The organism is Desulfosarcina variabilis str. Montpellier (assembly GCF_048565275.1).
In the GTDB taxonomy this organism is placed as follows: Bacteria; Desulfobacterota; Desulfobacteria; order Desulfobacterales; family Desulfosarcinaceae; genus Desulfosarcina; species Desulfosarcina variabilis.
Map to the genome: position 1 here is coordinate 383,778 of NZ_CP159846.1, position 15,884 is coordinate 399,661.

At 50.8% G+C, this 15,884-nt stretch carries 14 protein-coding genes; 4 read left to right on the forward strand and 10 right to left on the reverse strand.

Translation table 11 applies throughout. From position 1 onward, the window contains the following. The first annotated feature begins 119 nt into the window (after window positions 1-119). Both Dvar_RS01770 and Dvar_RS01775 read left to right on the forward strand, forming a co-directional pair. The gene (locus Dvar_RS01770) at window positions 120-761 is read left to right on the forward strand and encodes a TetR/AcrR family transcriptional regulator (RefSeq protein WP_419660010.1); all 642 of its coding nucleotides are present in this window, start codon (window positions 120-122) and stop codon (window positions 759-761) included. A gap of 337 nt (window positions 762-1,098) precedes the next feature. Next, window positions 1,099-1,944, forward strand: a complete 846-nt coding sequence (locus Dvar_RS01775) for a DUF169 domain-containing protein (protein WP_419660011.1) — start codon at window positions 1,099-1,101, stop codon at window positions 1,942-1,944. A 137-nt stretch (window positions 1,945-2,081) separates the two neighbouring features. On the opposite strand, the gene zupT is transcribed toward Dvar_RS01775, so the two are convergent. The 3 genes from zupT to Dvar_RS01790 form a co-directional block, all read right to left on the reverse strand. After that, the gene (gene zupT, locus Dvar_RS01780) at window positions 2,082-2,981 is read right to left on the reverse strand and encodes a zinc transporter ZupT (protein WP_419660012.1); all 900 of its coding nucleotides are present in this window, start codon (window positions 2,979-2,981) and stop codon (window positions 2,082-2,084) included. A 159-nt stretch (window positions 2,982-3,140) separates the two neighbouring features. Continuing rightward, a complete protein-coding gene (locus Dvar_RS01785; protein ID WP_419660013.1) occupies window positions 3,141-3,359 on the reverse strand; it encodes a hypothetical protein in 219 nt (72 codons plus the stop codon). Window positions 3,360-3,488: 129 nt separating this feature from the next. Next, the gene (locus Dvar_RS01790; protein WP_419660014.1) at window positions 3,489-3,869 is read right to left on the reverse strand and encodes a hypothetical protein; all 381 of its coding nucleotides are present in this window, start codon (window positions 3,867-3,869) and stop codon (window positions 3,489-3,491) included. A gap of 368 nt (window positions 3,870-4,237) precedes the next feature. On the opposite strand from Dvar_RS01790, the gene Dvar_RS01795 reads away from it, so the two are divergent. Then, entirely contained in the window at window positions 4,238-4,735 is a 498-nt protein-coding gene (locus Dvar_RS01795) for a hypothetical protein (RefSeq protein WP_419660015.1), read from the forward strand. A 198-nt stretch (window positions 4,736-4,933) separates the two neighbouring features. Here Dvar_RS01795 and Dvar_RS01800 read toward each other — a convergent pair whose 3' ends face one another. After that, entirely contained in the window at window positions 4,934-7,147 is a 2,214-nt protein-coding gene (locus tag Dvar_RS01800; protein WP_419660016.1) for an ATP-binding protein, read from the reverse strand. On the opposite strand from Dvar_RS01800, the gene Dvar_RS01805 reads away from it, so the two are divergent. Then, window positions 7,137-7,298 carry a hypothetical protein gene (locus Dvar_RS01805; RefSeq protein WP_419664254.1) on the forward strand — a complete coding sequence of 54 codons (162 nt, stop codon included), beginning with the start codon at window positions 7,137-7,139 and terminating at the stop codon, window positions 7,296-7,298. The genes Dvar_RS01800 and Dvar_RS01805 overlap by 11 nt on opposite strands. Window positions 7,299-7,830: 532 nt before the next feature. On the opposite strand, the gene glnA is transcribed toward Dvar_RS01805, so the two are convergent. From glnA to Dvar_RS01835, 6 genes are all read right to left on the reverse strand, one after another. Continuing rightward, entirely contained in the window at window positions 7,831-9,243 is a 1,413-nt protein-coding gene (gene glnA / locus Dvar_RS01810) for a type I glutamate--ammonia ligase (protein WP_419660017.1), read from the reverse strand. Between the two features lie 124 nt (window positions 9,244-9,367). Next, entirely contained in the window at window positions 9,368-9,706 is a 339-nt protein-coding gene (locus Dvar_RS01815; protein WP_419660018.1) for a P-II family nitrogen regulator, read from the reverse strand. A gap of 60 nt (window positions 9,707-9,766) precedes the next feature. Continuing rightward, window positions 9,767-11,056 (reverse strand): ammonium transporter, encoded by a 1,290-nt coding sequence (locus Dvar_RS01820; RefSeq protein WP_419660019.1) that lies wholly within the window; start codon window positions 11,054-11,056, stop codon window positions 9,767-9,769. Between the two features lie 50 nt (window positions 11,057-11,106). Next, the gene (gene glnD, locus Dvar_RS01825) at window positions 11,107-13,761 is read right to left on the reverse strand and encodes a [protein-PII] uridylyltransferase (protein WP_419660020.1); all 2,655 of its coding nucleotides are present in this window, start codon (window positions 13,759-13,761) and stop codon (window positions 11,107-11,109) included. 291 nt (window positions 13,762-14,052) lie between these two features. After that, complete coding sequence (locus Dvar_RS01830; protein WP_419664057.1) at window positions 14,053-15,426, reverse strand: ammonium transporter; 1,374 nt, start codon at window positions 15,424-15,426, stop codon at window positions 14,053-14,055. Window positions 15,427-15,518: 92 nt separating this feature from the next. Then, the gene (locus Dvar_RS01835) at window positions 15,519-15,857 is read right to left on the reverse strand and encodes a P-II family nitrogen regulator (RefSeq protein ID WP_419660021.1); all 339 of its coding nucleotides are present in this window, start codon (window positions 15,855-15,857) and stop codon (window positions 15,519-15,521) included. Between the last annotated feature and the right edge of the window lie 27 nt (window positions 15,858-15,884).

Here is a 15,884-nt window from a genome sequence, read left to right on the forward strand (position 1 = left end):
ATCTTTTGAAGCTTATGATAAAAATCGACTGAAGGTCAATATTAAATCGACTGTCGGTCGAAAATTTCATTCGTATACACACATGGTATTGCACGGCATAACCGGATAGGGAGAAAAAGATGAAACAGGCCGCTTCCGTTTCAAAACGATCGAACCGCAAAGCCACCCGTCGAATCGGTGCGCCGTCAGGTCCCCGGAAGGCAGATCTAAGACGCGCAACGTTGATTGAAGCTGCGGGCAAGCTCTTCGTGGAAAGAGGTTACGAGGCCACGACGATGGATGAGATCGCTGCTGCTGCCAATTTCGCTAAAGGCACGCTTTACCATTACTTCACCAACAAAGCCGAGCTGCTTCAGGTTTTACGGGAAGATTTCGAAAAAGAGATCATGAAGCGTATCCGGTCAGGCGTGGAAAATTGTCCTGCCGATGATTGGCGCGGCCGCCTCAAGGCCTGGATCAACGCGGCGGTCAAAGCCTACTACGAACTGATTGAACTCCATGACGTCGTGATCTATGCCTCAGGTATGCCGTTTCGGCATGCAATGGCCGATGCCGAAATCACCCGATATCTGACAACCTTGATCCGTGATGGCGCCAAGGCCGGCGCCTGGCAGGTCGATGATGCGCATTGGACGGCGGTGGTCATGTTTTACGGCTTTCGCGGCGGTTGCGACGAGGCTGTTATGGGGACACAGCACCCTGAGGACGTGCCCAGAAAACTCAACGATTTGTTTCTGCGCATTCTGGGGGTGCATCACTGAAGGAACGTAAGCGTTCACAGGGTACCGCATCTGCTTTGTTCCCGGGCACTTGAAGTATGACCAATACGTCGGCGTGCGCGGCGCCTCACACCTGCGGCACCCTGTAAGCGCTTACTGATCCGACAGTCACATCACATTGGGCATTTCAACCCCGTGAACGCTTATGAAGGAACAGGCACAGATGTAACAGATCGCCGATCATGGCCGGAAATGATTTGACATCGTTTCAGCAAATTTAGAAAAACTTGCAATCTGAACGGGATATCGGCCAATATAGTTGTGTGTACAACATAAAAATTGAAATGCCCAGTTGTTGTTAACAAAGGAGGAAAATACCATGACCATGAAATCGGTGCTCGAAGAAACCCATACATTTTTAGGCCACCTCGGTTTGAACGAAGAACCGTTCGGCGTGTATTACGATGACGCCAAACCCGAAAATGCGTTCGGTCCAAAACCCGGCATCCCCATCTCGCGTGAGTTGGAAGACCAGGGGAATATCGATCTGCAAGAGATGTTTAAATGCTTTTCCTGCGTCATCGGCAATATCTGGCTGGCGCGGAAAAAGCGTCGGGCCGCCTTTATTTCCACGGAAGAATATGGATGTCCGGGGGGCGTGTTTTACTGCTCCATGATGAAACCCAACCTCAGATTCATAGAGCATTATGTCACTACAGGCTTTGACGGAACACCCGTGCATGGCGAGCGGTATTTGCCATCGCCCGAGGCCATGCGGACATTTCTTGCCAAGGTCGATCCGCGTAAAGCGCCAGCCAAATACTGCATTTTTAAACCGCTTTCCTTGTTTGCCGACAACGAGGAGCCGGAGTTCGTCATCTTTTTCGCAAGGCCCGAAGTGCTGACCGGTCTTTTCATCCAGACAACGTTCACCACTGGTGATGTGGATTGTGTGGCATCTCCCTTTGGGGCAGGGTGCACGAACATCATCGCCTGGCCACTGTATTATAAGGAACAGGGGATAGAGAAGGCGGTGCTGGGCGGATTTGACCCGTCGGCCAGGAAATATCTGAAAACCGACGAGCTGACCTTTACGGTGCCCTGGTCTCTTTATAAAAAAATGTTAGCGGCCTTGCCGGAATCCATGTTCAATGTGGATGGAGAATGGACATCCGTGCGCAAAAAGGTAACCCGCAGCGCAAAGGCCTGGGGAGAAGACAGTTAACAACGATGGGAAGATCATAAAAAAAATAGAAATCAAGTTGTCTCTGTTGCGACCCGCTCACCCGCCAAGGGGTGAGCGGGGTGCGTGCTGTTTGCATTATCCCCAACGTTTTAGGCCCCTATAAAACCGTTTCATTCTTATTTCATCAGCAACAAGCTTACTGCCATTACTACCATTCCTGCGACCAATCCATACAGGCTGTCATGCCCTTTCCCATACGCTCTACTGGTTGGTAATAGCTCATCCAGGCTGATATAAACCATGATGCCGGCCACGCCTCCGAACAGTATTCCCATGACTTGGGGAGGAATCACGCCCGTGTCGGCCCCTAAGAAAAGACGGATCGCAAAATACGCAATGATCGCTCCGATTGGCTCAGCCAGCCCACTCAGCACGGAGTAAGAGAACGCTTTCCTGCGGTTTCCGGTTGCGTAATAGATCGGGACGGACACACTAATCCCTTCGGGTATGTTGTGTAGTGCAATCGCAATGGCGATGGCTACCCCCAGGCTCGGATCCTGAAGCGCGGCAAGGAAGGTGGCGAGTCCCTCAGGAAAGTTGTGAATACCGATAGCTAGGGCAGTGAACAGCCCCATCCGCATCAATTTTTGATGATGGGCGCCATCGTCAAGCTTTCCCTCGCTTTGCCTTGCAAAGCACTCTGCAGGAGCGGTGTCGGGGATTGGCGCGGAAGGATCGTGTAATGGTTTTGTTTCTTCCTCCGGATGAACCTCGTGTGGGTTTTCTGCGGATGGGATGAAGTTGTCAATCAAACCAATGAGCAACATACCTCCAAAAAAAGAGGCCGTGTTGATCCAGTGTCCCCAGTAATCACCGTAGCGTACCACGAGAGATTCAACGCCTTTGAAAAATATTTCAACGAAGGACACATAGAGCATCACCCCAGCTGAAAATCCCGTTGCCACTGAGAGGAAACGGTAATTGGTTCTTTGAGCTGTGAAAGCGATGGCGCTACCGATCCCTGTTGCCAGCCCTGCGAAAACTGTCAAGCCTAACGCGATCAATACACTGTTCATTACGAACTCCTATTGTTTGCCGCTTGGCATGAGGTGATATCTGATTCCTCTTTTTATAATGACATCAGCCCGCTTTAGGCAATACTTGGGATCGGAAATTTTATAAATTGATCAAAAATGTTTGTTCCTGCGTCCTAAATCGGCGCGTGCCCCCATTTTTTAATTGTGGGTCATGGTAAACGGCGCAAAAGCCATAGCGCGTGTAATCAACAACCGGTCGATGTGTCGCGCGGGATGCCGTTGGATGCTCAAATCGACCCCTACACCGGACAAGGTGATGAAGATGGGTGCCGCCAAGCCACCCAGGGCACCGGTAGCCAGGGTTACGAACTTGGCATGCAACGCACAAAACCAATAGCACACATGCTGGGTGATCATTTTTTGGAAGTCTGGATCAGGTCCGATAACAAGGCGAATAGTGGCTCAAAAGCGGAGCATATATGTAATATGGGAGCATTTTGCCTCTTTTTTCCACGCTCTGCGTGGGAACGAGAGGATAACGGAATATCATAATAAATCAAATTCTGATTGGAATTTAGGATCTTTAAATGTCGTGAGTATTTGTTTCTTTAAATCTTCCAACATGGTATTGATCCCATCATCAAACGGCCCGTAACCGACTGTCCACACAACACCTGTCGTTGATTCAACCGTTTGTTCCCACCGCGGAACTGAGTTCCCGTTTTTTTTCAACGCCATATGAAGATCATTCCCACCTTCTTCGGGTGGACGCTGGTCATCAACGACAACAACAATGCTACCCCGATTCATTATTTCGGCAGGCGGTTTTGTGTACTGCAGGCTCATTGTTGTTGTACATCCACCAGCAAAGATCACTAACATTGACAATAGTAATAACCGGTTAATTAATTTGAAAAGTTTATTCATAATAGTCATCTCCTTACAATGCTTTATTCCCTCGCACTTCAACACGTTGCCATATTTTGTAGCATCATTGTATTGATCATAATATCTATTGGTTATGGATAGTGTTGCCGATATGGTGCTTCATTTTAAAGCAAATTTATTGTTTTTATCGTCTTGATCACCATTCGTAGAATTCTATCTTATTGTAATTATATATTAATCAACCAGTGGTGCATATTTTGCTTCCTTATATTTTATAAGGCCGCCTCATTTTCTGGGAACCTTTAAAACAGGCATTGACCGGAAAAATTACCAGACGGCTCACGTTCCCCCGATACTGCATTTAGCGGATTTCACGGAGAAACATTGAAACAAAGGAGACCGTAAAAATGCTTATTAAATTAATTAACGGAGTGTTAGCATGGTTAATTATTTTTCTCTTTGCTGGTACTCTTTTCGCTCAGAATAAAAGCCCATATACCTTGGCGGCCCTTAACATGAACGCGCTATCGAGCCCCGAAGCTGAGCCGGTAAGTAAAAAAGAAAGTCGATCGGCCTGCCAAGGACCGTATATTGATATCCGCTACCCGGCGGTAATAACAAGTGATGGAAGGAAAATCATCGAAATCCAGTCACCGATGCGATTGGACATTGCGTTTGTAAAGCGGGAGGCCGGTGATTCGGTCAACATGAATTCCCTGGAAGTGACGGGCAAAAAAGGTTGGTTCAGCAAGCGGTATACCGATCGAATCAGGCCCTATGTTGACGGTAACATGATCAATGTTTCAGGCGTTAGCATCCCATCAGGAACATTTTATCTTCAGGTAAGCATCGCTGATGTGGCTGGTGTCAGAACTACTGAAGAATACATTCTAGTTGTCAGGTAGGCTGGCTGAGAACCAGCCTGTGTATGAGAAGAGGTCTGCCCTTGACTCAACCTTTCGAACCTGATCCACTGTTGCGGATCGTTCATGCGCGTGCCCGTGTTTTCCTCTTTGTCATCCACCCCGTCATTGTCCGAACTCATCCAGATTTCCGGCTCATCGCTCGGGACATTGGGAGCAGAAATCGGTCCGATCCAATACTCATTTTTTATCAACCAATAACTGGCGCATGACCGTAGCGATTTCTCTGGTTGTCAATGGTTTGGTGATGATCTTGTCAACCCGCGCAGATTTCAACTGTTCGGGCGTAGTCTGGGTGGTTAAGCCGGTGATCATGATAATCGGTATATTGGGTCGAACCGCTCTGATTTTACGGGCCAATTCATCCCCCTTCATCTGGGGCATGGTCAGGTCCGTGACAATCAGATCAAACCGCTCAGAATCTTGGCTGAATTTTTCATAAGCCTCAGGACCTGAAGTACTTATCTCCACTGTGTAACCTAATTCTTCCAAGATCCCTTTGCCTGCTTCTGCCAACTTAACTTCGTCATCCACAAACAATACCGTTTCATTCCCTCTGGGCAGGGGGATGGACTGATTCATTGCTTTTAGGGTCTGTACATCCATTATCGGCAAATAAACATGAAAAACGGTACCCTGATTCGGTTCGCTGTAAACGCTGATGCTGCCGTTGCAGCTTTCCACGATTCCATGAACGACCGATAATCCCATGCCGGTGCCCTCACCTATCTCTTTGGTGGTAAAAAACGGATCGAAAATGCGATCAAGGATTTCAGGTGGGATCCCGATCCCGGTGTCACTTACAGAGAGTTTGACATATCGTCCGGGTTCCAAGTGGGGATGAAACTTGGCGGAATGTTCATCCAGGTCTTCATTGTTCAAGGTGATCGTTAAAATACCCCCTTTGTCTTTCATGGCGTGGCCGGCGTTAGCGCATAAATTCATCATCACCTGATGAATTTGGGTGGGATCGGCCAATACCAGGGAGTTGGATTCAATTTTGGTTTCAATCGCAATGGTGGTCGGCAGCGAAGCCCGCATAAACTTGGTCACTTCCTTGATGATAAGGCCGATTTGGACTGGATAAAATTCCTGTTTACCCTGGCGACAGAAGGTCAGGATCTGTTTAACCAGATCCGTAGCCCTTTGCCCGGCTTCCAGAATTGTCTCGAAGCTTTTATGAAGATCGGATTCTTTTTGGGTTTGATTGATGGCAAGTTCGGCATGCCATAAGATTACCGTCAAAATATTGTTGAAGTCATGGGCGATACCGGCTGCCAGGGTCCCTATAGCCTCCATTTTATAGGCCTGATGTAGCTTCTTTTCAATGCGTTTTCGATAGGTAATGTCGTGTCCGGTGGGTACCAGAAAAATGATCTCTCCTTGTTTGTTGGATATCGGGCTTAATGTAAAATCAATGATATGGGGTTTACCGTCCTGGCCAGGATGAGTGACTTCGGAATGAACAACCTCACCTGCGGCGGCGCGTTGGACGGCCTTTTGCAGCCAACGCTGTAATTCTGTCGAATGGCTCCACCAAGGCCCTTCCCAGAATGGCTTTCCCAATACATCGACTTTTTTTACCCCCGCCAATTCAAGGGCTGCCCGATTTGAATCGATCACGATGCCGTCCAAAGACAAGATTCCGAAGAGCTGAAATGTTTGTTCAATAATGGCCCGATATTTTCGATGGCTTTCGCGAAGTGAGCTTTCACTCACTAACCGTTCGATTCCCAATGCAATCGCATCGGCAATAGATGCCATTGCTTTGCAGGCGGTGTCTGAAAAACCATGGCGAAAGAACAAGACCATTACGCCAATGACCGTTTCCTCTATTGCGAGCGGAAAACCGGCAAAGGCAATAATGCCTTCTTTTTTGATCCAGTCCTTATCCCTTATTATCGGATCATCCAATGCGGTATTTGTTGTATAGGCTGTCCTTTTCAACGCGATCAGGCCGATCTGGTGACGTTCATCAAGCCGTAGGCGACCCAATTGCGAATATTTGGGGGCTCGTACGCCGGAGCTGGACTTCAGCTCCAGCAAACCTTCATTTTGATCGAGAAACCAAATTTGAGCCGAAACGGCATCCATACAGGTGATCAATAATTCCAAACAGCGGTCAAGCATTTTGGAAAGATCACTGCTTTTTGTCAGGACCCTTCCAATATCTGAATTTAGAATTACAAATTTTAACTGTTCGGACAACCCATGCTCTTTATGATTGAGTTTGGTAGGTTTTTTTTTCAGTTGGTTGGCTCTGTTAAGAAACGCCGATTTCAGATTGCCTCCGCTTTTCCTTGTCAAAAGGATTACGGTAAGGAGAACAACAAGCCCCATAATGATGATCATAAGACCCATAATAACGATCAGTGAGGGCGTCATGGAAACCATTGCAATCTATATTTTAGGGTTTAATGTATCGCGTTTCGACTTGACTGCTTTAGATATGTCGCTTGGATCGATTCGACGAACAATTCAACTTTTGGGCGAGCGGTTAAGTTCCGGATATGATCAGTTGCGCAAACCTTTTTCATTAATATAGTGCAAAAGGGCGCTCCGGGCAATAATGCCCTGCATAAAAGAATGCAGCTATTGGGACATTGTGTTTGTAAAGCGAAAGACCGGGATTCGGTCAACATGAAATCCCTATAAGTGAAGGGCAAAAAAGCTCAGATCGGCTGACAGATAAATGACCGCCTCCGTATTATCAACCAGAGGCTGCCGCACACAGCGCCAACAACCATCTGCATCAAACCGAGACTTGGGATAAGGTTTTTTGTTTCCAGCGATATGAGAAACATGCCGATGCTGCCCATGAACAATCCCATGAATACTCTTTAAATTCTTAGATTTCAATCTTGCCGGACTGAATTTCTTTTTTAAAGATCCTGTTCAGGGCGACCATCACGGTGTGCTATTTTTCAAACGTTGCTATTCCCATCCGGTCCACCAGGGTTTCAACCCATCGGGGTATTTCCGGAAAATAACAAACGGCAGCCCGCGCAAGTGCAGGCTGCCGTTCTTGGGAGGACCGAATGTCGTTGGGAGGACCCGGTCACTGTGTTTGATTGAGATTAGATGTCGTAGTACAGCTGGAATTCGTGCGGATGCGGACGCAGCTTCACGGGGTTGACTTCGTTTTCGGTCTTGTATTCTACCCACATATCGATGACGTCCTTGGTGAACACGTCGCCCTTGAGCAGGAATTCGTTGTCTTCTTCCAGCGCGGCCAGAGACTCGTCCAGCGCGCCCGGTGCGGACGGAATTTCGCTCAGTTCTTCGGGCGGCAGGTCATACAGGTTCTTGTCCAGTGGATCACCCGGATCGATCTTGTTCTGGATACCGTCGAGCACAGCCATCAGCATGGCCGAAAAGGCCAGGTAGCCGTTGCAGGACGGGTCAGGCGTACGGAACTCAATACGTTTGGCCTTGGGTGAAGACGAGTACATGGGGATACGGATGGCGGCACTGCGGTTCCGGCTGGAGTAAGCCAGGTTCACCGGTGCTTCGAAGCCCGGCACTAGACGCTTGTAGGAGTTGGTGGTCGGGTTGGTGAAGGCACACAGGGCTTTGCAGTGTTTCAGGATGCCGCCGATGGCGTACAGGGCGTCCTGGGAAACGCCGGCATACTTGTCACCGGCAAATAGGGGTTTGTTCTCTTTCCAGATACTGATGTGGGTGTGCATGCCGGTACCGTTGTCTTCGAACAGGGGTTTGGGCATGAAGGTCACGGTGTGACCGGCCTTGTAGGCTACGTTTTTCAGAACGTATTTGAACCACATGAGCTGGTCGGCCATCTGCAGCAGGGGCTTGAAGCGCATGTCGATCTCGGCCTGTCCGGAGGTGGCCACTTCGTGGTGCTGGCATTCTACATCAATGCCCAGGGCTTCGAGGGTCAGCATCATGTCGGAGCGCAGGTCCTGGAACTTGTCGGTCGGCGGTACGGGGAAGTAGCCTTCTTTGTGACGCGGTTTGTAACCCAGGTTGGGCTCTTCGCAGCGGCCGGAGTTCCAGATGCCCTCAATGGAGTCGATGGCGTAGAAGGCGCCGTTGCGCTGGCTTTCATAACGGATGTCGTCAAAGATGAAAAATTCGGCTTCCGGACCGATAAAGGCGGTGTCGCCGATGCCGGTGCTTTTCAGATACGCTTCGGCTTTTTTGGCGATATTTCTGGGGTCTCGGGAATAAGCCTCCAGGGTGATCGGGTCGACGATGTCGCCGATCAGTACCAGGGTGGGAGCCTTGAAGAAAGGATCGATCTTGGCGGTGGTCGCATCGGGGACTACCAGCATGTCACTGGCGTTGATGGGCTGCCAGCCACGGATACTGGAACCGTCAAAGCCAAAGCCTTCTTCGAAGCTGCTTTCGCTCAGTTCACTGATCGGCACACTGAAGTGCTGCCACATTCCCGGAAAGTCCATAAAGCGGATGTCGACAACCTTAACGCCCTTTTCTTTTACCATAGCCAATACTTGTTCTGGTGTCATAATTTCCTCCAAATTATAAGGTTGTTAGGTGTTTAGACAGAAGGCTGAAGGGTTGTGGATGGATCGATGGTGAGCATCCTTATAATTTTCTTCAGCCTAAACACCTTTAGTCTAAAAAGCTTTATTAAATGGCATCCTTGCCTTTCTCGCCGGTACGTACGCGGATGACTTCTTCAATGGAGAAGACAAAAATCTTACCATCACCGATTTTACCGGTATTGGCGGCTTTTTGAATCGCATCCACTACTTTGTCGGCCCGATCCGTGTCGACGATGATTTCAATTTTTACCTTGGGGATAAAATCGACCACATACTCCGCGCCGCGGTAAATTTCCTTGTGCCCCTTCTGGCGTCCATACCCCTTGACCTCGGAAATGGTCATCCCCTGGATGCCGATTTCGTTCAGGGCCTCCTTGACATCGTCCAGCTTGAACGGTTTGACGATGGCTTCAATTTTCTTCATGGTTTACCTCCTGTTGTGATTGGCCGAGGGAGCGACGTTAGCGCCTCCCCAAAATTAAGCTTACATAATTTCAAACCCGCGTTCGCCATGCAGGGCGTTGTCCAGGCCTTGAATTTCCTCATCGCGTTCGACCCGCAGTCCGCCGGTCAATGCCTTGGTAATAAAAATGATGATCAGGGTTCCCACAGCGGTGAATACGGCCGTGGCAAAGATGGAGACAATCTGGGTCCACAGCTGTCCGGGGTTGCCGTAAAACAGTCCGGCGGCACCCTCGGTAATACTCGGATTGGCGAACAGGCCGGTAGCCAGGGCGCCCCATACGCCGCAAATGCCATGCACGCCGAAGGCATCCAGGCTGTCATCATATCCGATTTTATGTTTGACCACGGCAACAAAGAAATAACCCAATGCGCCGGATACCAGACCGATAATCAGTGCGGCCGGCAGATTGACAAATCCGGCGGCCGGTGTGATGGCAACCAGCCCGGCGACCACGCCCGAAGCGATGCCCAGAATTGTGGGCTTGCCGGTGACGATCCATTCCAGGAACATCCACACCAGGGCCGCCGTGGCAGCAGACGTGTTGGTAACCAGAAAGGCCGATGCGGCCACGCCGTCAGCGGCCAGCTGACTGCCGGCATTGAATCCGAACCAGCCGAACCACAACAGGGCCGCGCCCAAGGCTGTCAGCGCGATGCTGGAGGGGAACATGGCTTCCTTGCCGTAGCCGATCCGTTTGCCCAGCATCAGCGAGAGCACCAACCCGGCCACACCGGCATTGATATGCACCACGTTGCCGCCGGCAAAGTCAAGCGCTCCCATTTCTCCCATCCATCCGCCGCCCCAGACCCAGTGGGCAATGGGGCAGTAAATGAACGTGATCCACAAGATGGAAAAAACGATCCACGCGGAGAATTTCATGCGATCGACAATGGACCCCAGCACCAGCGCAACGGTAATACCGGCAAAGGTCATCTGAAAAAGGGCAAATACTAATGTGGGAATGGTACCGGACAGGCTGTCTACACCGATGCCGGCCATGAAGAAATGATCAAAGCCACCGATGATGCCGCCCTTGCTCGATCCGAAGGCCAGGGTATAGCCCCACATCATCCAGATCACGCTGGCCAGGCAGTAGGACACAAAGGTCATGGCCAGGGTGTTGAGCAGATTTTTATAGCGCGCCATACCGCCGTAGAAAAGGGCCAGCCCCGCCGGGGTCATCATCATTACCAATGCTGTGGAGACGATCATCCAGGCCGTGTCTCCCGTGTTGAGTACATCTTCTGCAAAAGCCGGGGTCGCTGACAATAGGAACATCAATGTCAGCCAAACGGGTTTAATTTTCATGGTTGCATTTTCCTCATCGCTTGTTGGTGTTGGTCATCGGTCCACTTTGATCAAGGGACGGTTCCAGTCATGGCAAGGATTTCCCCCGGGAGAACATCCCTGATGGCTGCCTTAATGGCCTCGACCTGCTGCGGTGCGTCCACCTTCTGGCCGTCGAAATCTCTTACGTAAAATACGTCAACCACCTGGTCCACCTTGGTGGCGATTTTAGCGACCCAGATATCCAGGCCGCATTTGAACAGAGCATCGGTCACGCGAAACAATAGACCGGGAAAATCAAACGTGAATACTTCGACAACGGTAAAAAAACTGGATGTCTCGTTGTCCACTACGATTTCGGTCGGCCGCGCGGCCGTGTACGGTTGGATCGGTGCGGTATCGTTTTTCTTGCGAATCAGTTCCTGGCTCAGATTGAGCCGGTCTGCCAGTGCTTCCTCCAGATTGCGGGCGGCCCGGTCCCAGCGCTCGTTTTCGAAAATGGGGTCCGGTGGCGGTGTGACCTCAAAAACGTCCAAGGCGATGTTATTGCGCCAAGTAAACACCTGGACGTCGAGGATGTCAATCCCGTTGAGCGTAAACACGCCGGCCATCCGTGAAATCAAGCCGGGTCGGTCCTTGGCGCAGACGGTAACAGTGCGCGTATCGCCATCCAGCGACTTTTCAATGCGCCATACAAAGGGCTTTTCACCCAACGCTTTATAGAGTTCGAGGTGCATGGGGATAACACTGACCGGCGTGTAAAGCATGTATCGGGGCGACATGAAATTGATCAGACGTTCCAATTGATCGCCGGGCATGACGTCCGTCAGGCTGTCGGTGAGCGCCTGCCGTTTTTTCTCGACTGTTTTTACGGCGCGGCCGCTGGTCAACTCGCCGTGCTGGAGCACGTTGAGCACTTTGAAAAACAGGTTTTTCAACAGGGACGAGGTCCATTCATTCCAGGCCTTGGGGCCGGTGGCCATGGAGTCGGCAACCGACAGCAGGTAGAGCATTTTTAAGAGCTCCACTTTTTGGACCGTGCGGGCCATGGTCAACGCGGTCTCTTCATCGTTGATGTCCCGCCGTGTGGCCGTTTGAATGAGGAGCAGGTGATGCTCGACCAGAAAGGCCACCGTTTTCGCATCCGCCGGCGTGGCGCCTTTTTCCAGGATAATTTTTTCCGCCTGAAGGGCGCCGCGCGATGAATGACCACTGGCTGGATTGCCCTTGCCGATGTCATGCAAAAGGGCCGCCCAGAGCAGCAGCTTTTTCTTCTTCAGTTCCTTGAACAGGTTGATGGCCAGGGGTTCGTTGGGCGCCGGCGCATCCGTGTCGAATCCTTTGAGGATCTTGATCGTAAACAGCAGGTGACGGGCCACCGGATACAGGTGGTATTGATCGAATTGGATGCGATTGACCACGGCTTTGAAATCCGGGATGAAGCGCACTAGAAAACCGGTATGGAGCATTTGGTTGAGGACATCGAAGGCCTGGTTGGATCGGATCAGAATACGTTCGAATTGTTTGACCACCTCTGGATCACTTCGGAAGCGGTCATCCACCAGGTGGCCGAAGTCCTGCACCAGTCGTTTGGCCTCGCTGTTCAGCGGCGCCTTCTGAGCCGCACTTTCGACAAAAATGTCAATCAATAGCCGCGGATTGTTGAGGATTTTTTCCGGCGAAACAAAATTGAGCATGCCGCGGTTGAATTTCAGTCCTTTGACAGCGGTGGTTTTCAGGCCTTTGTTTTTTCTTTTGAGCCGCTTTTGCTGCTCCATTTCAAAAAGGAACATCTCGTGCTGCTGCTTTACGTACTCCATGTGACCGTGCAGCTGGCCCAGCAGATGTTCCACCGGCAGGTGCCCGTTGACCGGGGGAACGCCCATGACCTCGGCCAGGTTGCGTTGTTGTTCCAGATGAATCTGATCGGCCTTACGGTTCATGATCAGGTGAAAACGGTTGCGAACGTTCCAGATGAAGGCCAGCGCTTCGGAAAGGCGCTCGTAATCGTCATGGGAGAAGTAGCCGTAGTATTCCAGATCCCGGCGCGTCTTGATGCCGGACTTGATCTTGGCGATCCACAACATGGTGTGATAGTCACGTAAGCCGCCCTGGCCTTCCTTGAAATTAGGTTCCAGAAGGTAGGAGGAGTCGCCGAAGCGCCGATGGCGTTCACGGTTGGTTTCCACCAGCCAGGAAATGATTTTATCCGGCTTGAGATTGATGAACTTGGATCGAATCTGATCCATCAGCTTCATGAAAAGCGGTGACATGCCGCAGATAAAGCGTGCGTCCAGGATGGAGGTCAGAACTTCGAAATCCTTGCGCGCCATGGTGATGCATTCCTTGATGGAACGGGTGGCATGGCCCACATCCAAGCCCATGTCCCAGAGCGGATAGATAATTTCACGCACCAGATCCTCGGCGGCACGGGGAACTTTTTTTTCAAACAGAAACAAAAGATCCACATCCGAATACACACATTGTTCCGCCCTTCCATATCCCCCCAGGGCGATCACCGCATATGGATTTTTGGCGATATCCATCTTTGGCCCCACGACACTTTTTTCGTAGCTCTGACGAAAATAGTCGTCGATCAAATGGGCATTGTCATCGAGAAACCGTGGCGCTTTACCGGCCAGAAGATCATCAATGAGTGCCGCCCGTCCTTCTTTCAGTGCAAAGGAGGTGTCGGCGTATAGATTGGTGGGGGAGGTTTCTTTCACAATAATTATCCTTTGTGTAACTTCTTATGCGTATAGAGCAACCCGCATGCCAGTTAATGAAAATCAGTATTTAAATATAAAATACAAATGCTTGTGGACGTTTGAGCGGTTTGTCGGTTTAAGGATAAAAATCCAAAATTGTAATTAATAAAAGAATAAAAATACAAAATTGAAATTATTGCAACAAAAATAAAAAACTACACCCCGGAGCGGCGGGACCGGGCCACTCCAGGGTGTAGGGGGAGGAGGAACAACGTTTGGTTGAGTTACACCGCAACCGGGCGATACGATTTAAGACTGTGTCGCCGGTTTCGGGGAGGCTGCATAACCCGGTGCGCCTGAAGATGATCCAGAGCTGGCCGGGATGCTGCCGTGGGTGGAGACACCGAAGTCCGGATAGGCGATACCACCATGCTCGGCATAGTCCAGGCCTTCCAGCTCTTCTTCCGGAGAAACGCGCAGGCCGATGGTTTTGTCAATCACTTTGAACAAGATGAAGGCCATGGGGAACGTCCACAGGAAGCAGGCGGCGATACCCAGCAGCTGGACGCCGATGATCGTTGCCGACGTTCCGCCCATATTGAAGATACCGGCTGCCAGCGTACCCCAGGCACCATTCATGCCGTGGACGGAAACCGCACCGACCGGGTCGTCGATTTTGATTTTGTCAAAGAACATGACCGAGAAGACCACGATGACGCCAGCCACCGCACCGATGATGATGGAACTGCCAGGAGACACATTGGCACAGCCAGCGGTAATGGCGACCAGGCCGGCCAGGGCGCCGTTGAGGCTCATGCCCACTTCGGGTTTGCCGAATTTCATCCAGGAAACGATCATAGCCAAACATGCGCCGGCTGCCGCAGCCAGGTTGGTATTGACGAAAATCATGGCGATACTGGTGTCGGCCGTTGTGGTGGAACCGGGATTGAATCCGAACCATCCCAGCCAGAGGATGAATACGCCCAGGGCCGCCAGGGGGATGTTGTGGCCCAGAATGGGTTTGATTTTACCATCTTTGGTGTATTTGCCCAGACGGGGGCCGAGGACGATGGCGCCGGCCAGGGCTGCCCAGCCGCCCACAGAGTGAACCACGGTGGAGCCGGCAAAATCGATGAAACCGAGGCCTTCCAGCCAACCGCTGCCGTTAAACAGGCTGCCCCAGGCCCAGGAGCCGAAGATCGGATAGATCAGGCCGGAGACAAACACGCTGTAAGCGATATAACCGGTGAATTTGGTCCGTTCGGCCATGGCGCCGGAAACGATGGTGGCGGCAGTGGCAGCGAAAACCACCTGGAACATCCAGAAGGCCAACACCCACGGATCGCCGTCCGGTGTGAAATCACTGAGGAAAAAGCCCGACGTGCCGAACCAGCCGGTGGCGGAGGCGCCGAACATGAGTCCGAATCCGATGGCCCAGAAAGCGATGGAGCCGATGGAAAAATCCATGAGGTTCTTCATCATAATATTAATGGAGTTCTTGGCCCGGGTAAAACCCGCTTCGACCATGGCAAAACCGGCCTGCATAAAGAAAACCAGTGCGGCGGCAACCAGCGTCCATAGATAGTTGGCATGGGTCTGCACCAATTCGATGGCCTCTTTGTTGGAAAGCGCGGTGGGAGCGGGTTCCGGGTCGGCTGCCAGGGCCATGGGGACACTCATCATTACAACCAGCATGAGTAGGGCAAATACTTTCAGTTTCATTTTTCTCTCCTTTGTTAATTTGGATCTTAATCGAAATATCTATATGCTAATTTTTAAATGGCATCGTTTCCGGATTCACCGGTGCGGATACGATAGGCGTCTTCAATGGCCATCACAAAAATTTTGCCGTCGCCCACACTGCCGGTGTTGGCAATTTCAGAAATGGTGGAAATCACCTTGTCCGCCAGGTCGGATTCAACAACCAGGTCAATTTTTACTTTGGGGACGAAGTCGGTTTGATATTCGGCGCCACGATAAATCTCCTTGTGACCCCGCTGACGGCCGAAACCTTTGACTTCACTGACGGTCATACCTGCTACACCGATGCGATTCAGTGCATCTTTCACGTCATCCAGTTTGAAGGGTTTAATAATCGCTTCGATCTTTTTCATTTGAACTATCTCCTGTTTCTATTGAGA

Excerpts from the sequence above, each read along its gene's own strand:
- zupT (WP_419660012.1), bottom strand. The coding sequence starts at position 2,981 with ATGAACAGTGTATTGATCGCGTTAGGCTTGACAGTTTTCGCAGGGCTG.
- Dvar_RS01770 (WP_419660010.1), top strand. The coding sequence starts at position 120 with ATGAAACAGGCCGCTTCCGTTTCAAAACGATCGAACCGCAAAGCCACC.
- glnA (WP_419660017.1), bottom strand. The coding sequence starts at position 9,243 with ATGACACCAGAACAAGTATTGGCTATGGTAAAAGAAAAGGGCGTTAAG.
- Dvar_RS01820 (WP_419660019.1), bottom strand. The coding sequence starts at position 11,056 with ATGAAAATTAAACCCGTTTGGCTGACATTGATGTTCCTATTGTCAGCG.
- Dvar_RS01795 (WP_419660015.1), top strand. The coding sequence starts at position 4,238 with ATGCTTATTAAATTAATTAACGGAGTGTTAGCATGGTTAATTATTTTT.
- Dvar_RS01835 (WP_419660021.1), bottom strand. The coding sequence starts at position 15,857 with ATGAAAAAGATCGAAGCGATTATTAAACCCTTCAAACTGGATGACGTG.
- Dvar_RS01790 (WP_419660014.1), bottom strand. The coding sequence starts at position 3,869 with ATGAATAAACTTTTCAAATTAATTAACCGGTTATTACTATTGTCAATG.
- Dvar_RS01830 (WP_419664057.1), bottom strand. The coding sequence starts at position 15,426 with ATGATGAGTGTCCCCATGGCCCTGGCAGCCGACCCGGAACCCGCTCCC.
- Dvar_RS01805 (WP_419664254.1), top strand. The coding sequence starts at position 7,137 with ATGGAAACCATTGCAATCTATATTTTAGGGTTTAATGTATCGCGTTTC.
- Dvar_RS01815 (WP_419660018.1), bottom strand. The coding sequence starts at position 9,706 with ATGAAGAAAATTGAAGCCATCGTCAAACCGTTCAAGCTGGACGATGTC.
- Dvar_RS01785 (WP_419660013.1), bottom strand. The coding sequence starts at position 3,359 with ATGATCACCCAGCATGTGTGCTATTGGTTTTGTGCGTTGCATGCCAAG.
- Dvar_RS01800 (WP_419660016.1), bottom strand. The coding sequence starts at position 7,147 with ATGGTTTCCATGACGCCCTCACTGATCGTTATTATGGGTCTTATGATC.
- Dvar_RS01775 (WP_419660011.1), top strand. The coding sequence starts at position 1,099 with ATGACCATGAAATCGGTGCTCGAAGAAACCCATACATTTTTAGGCCAC.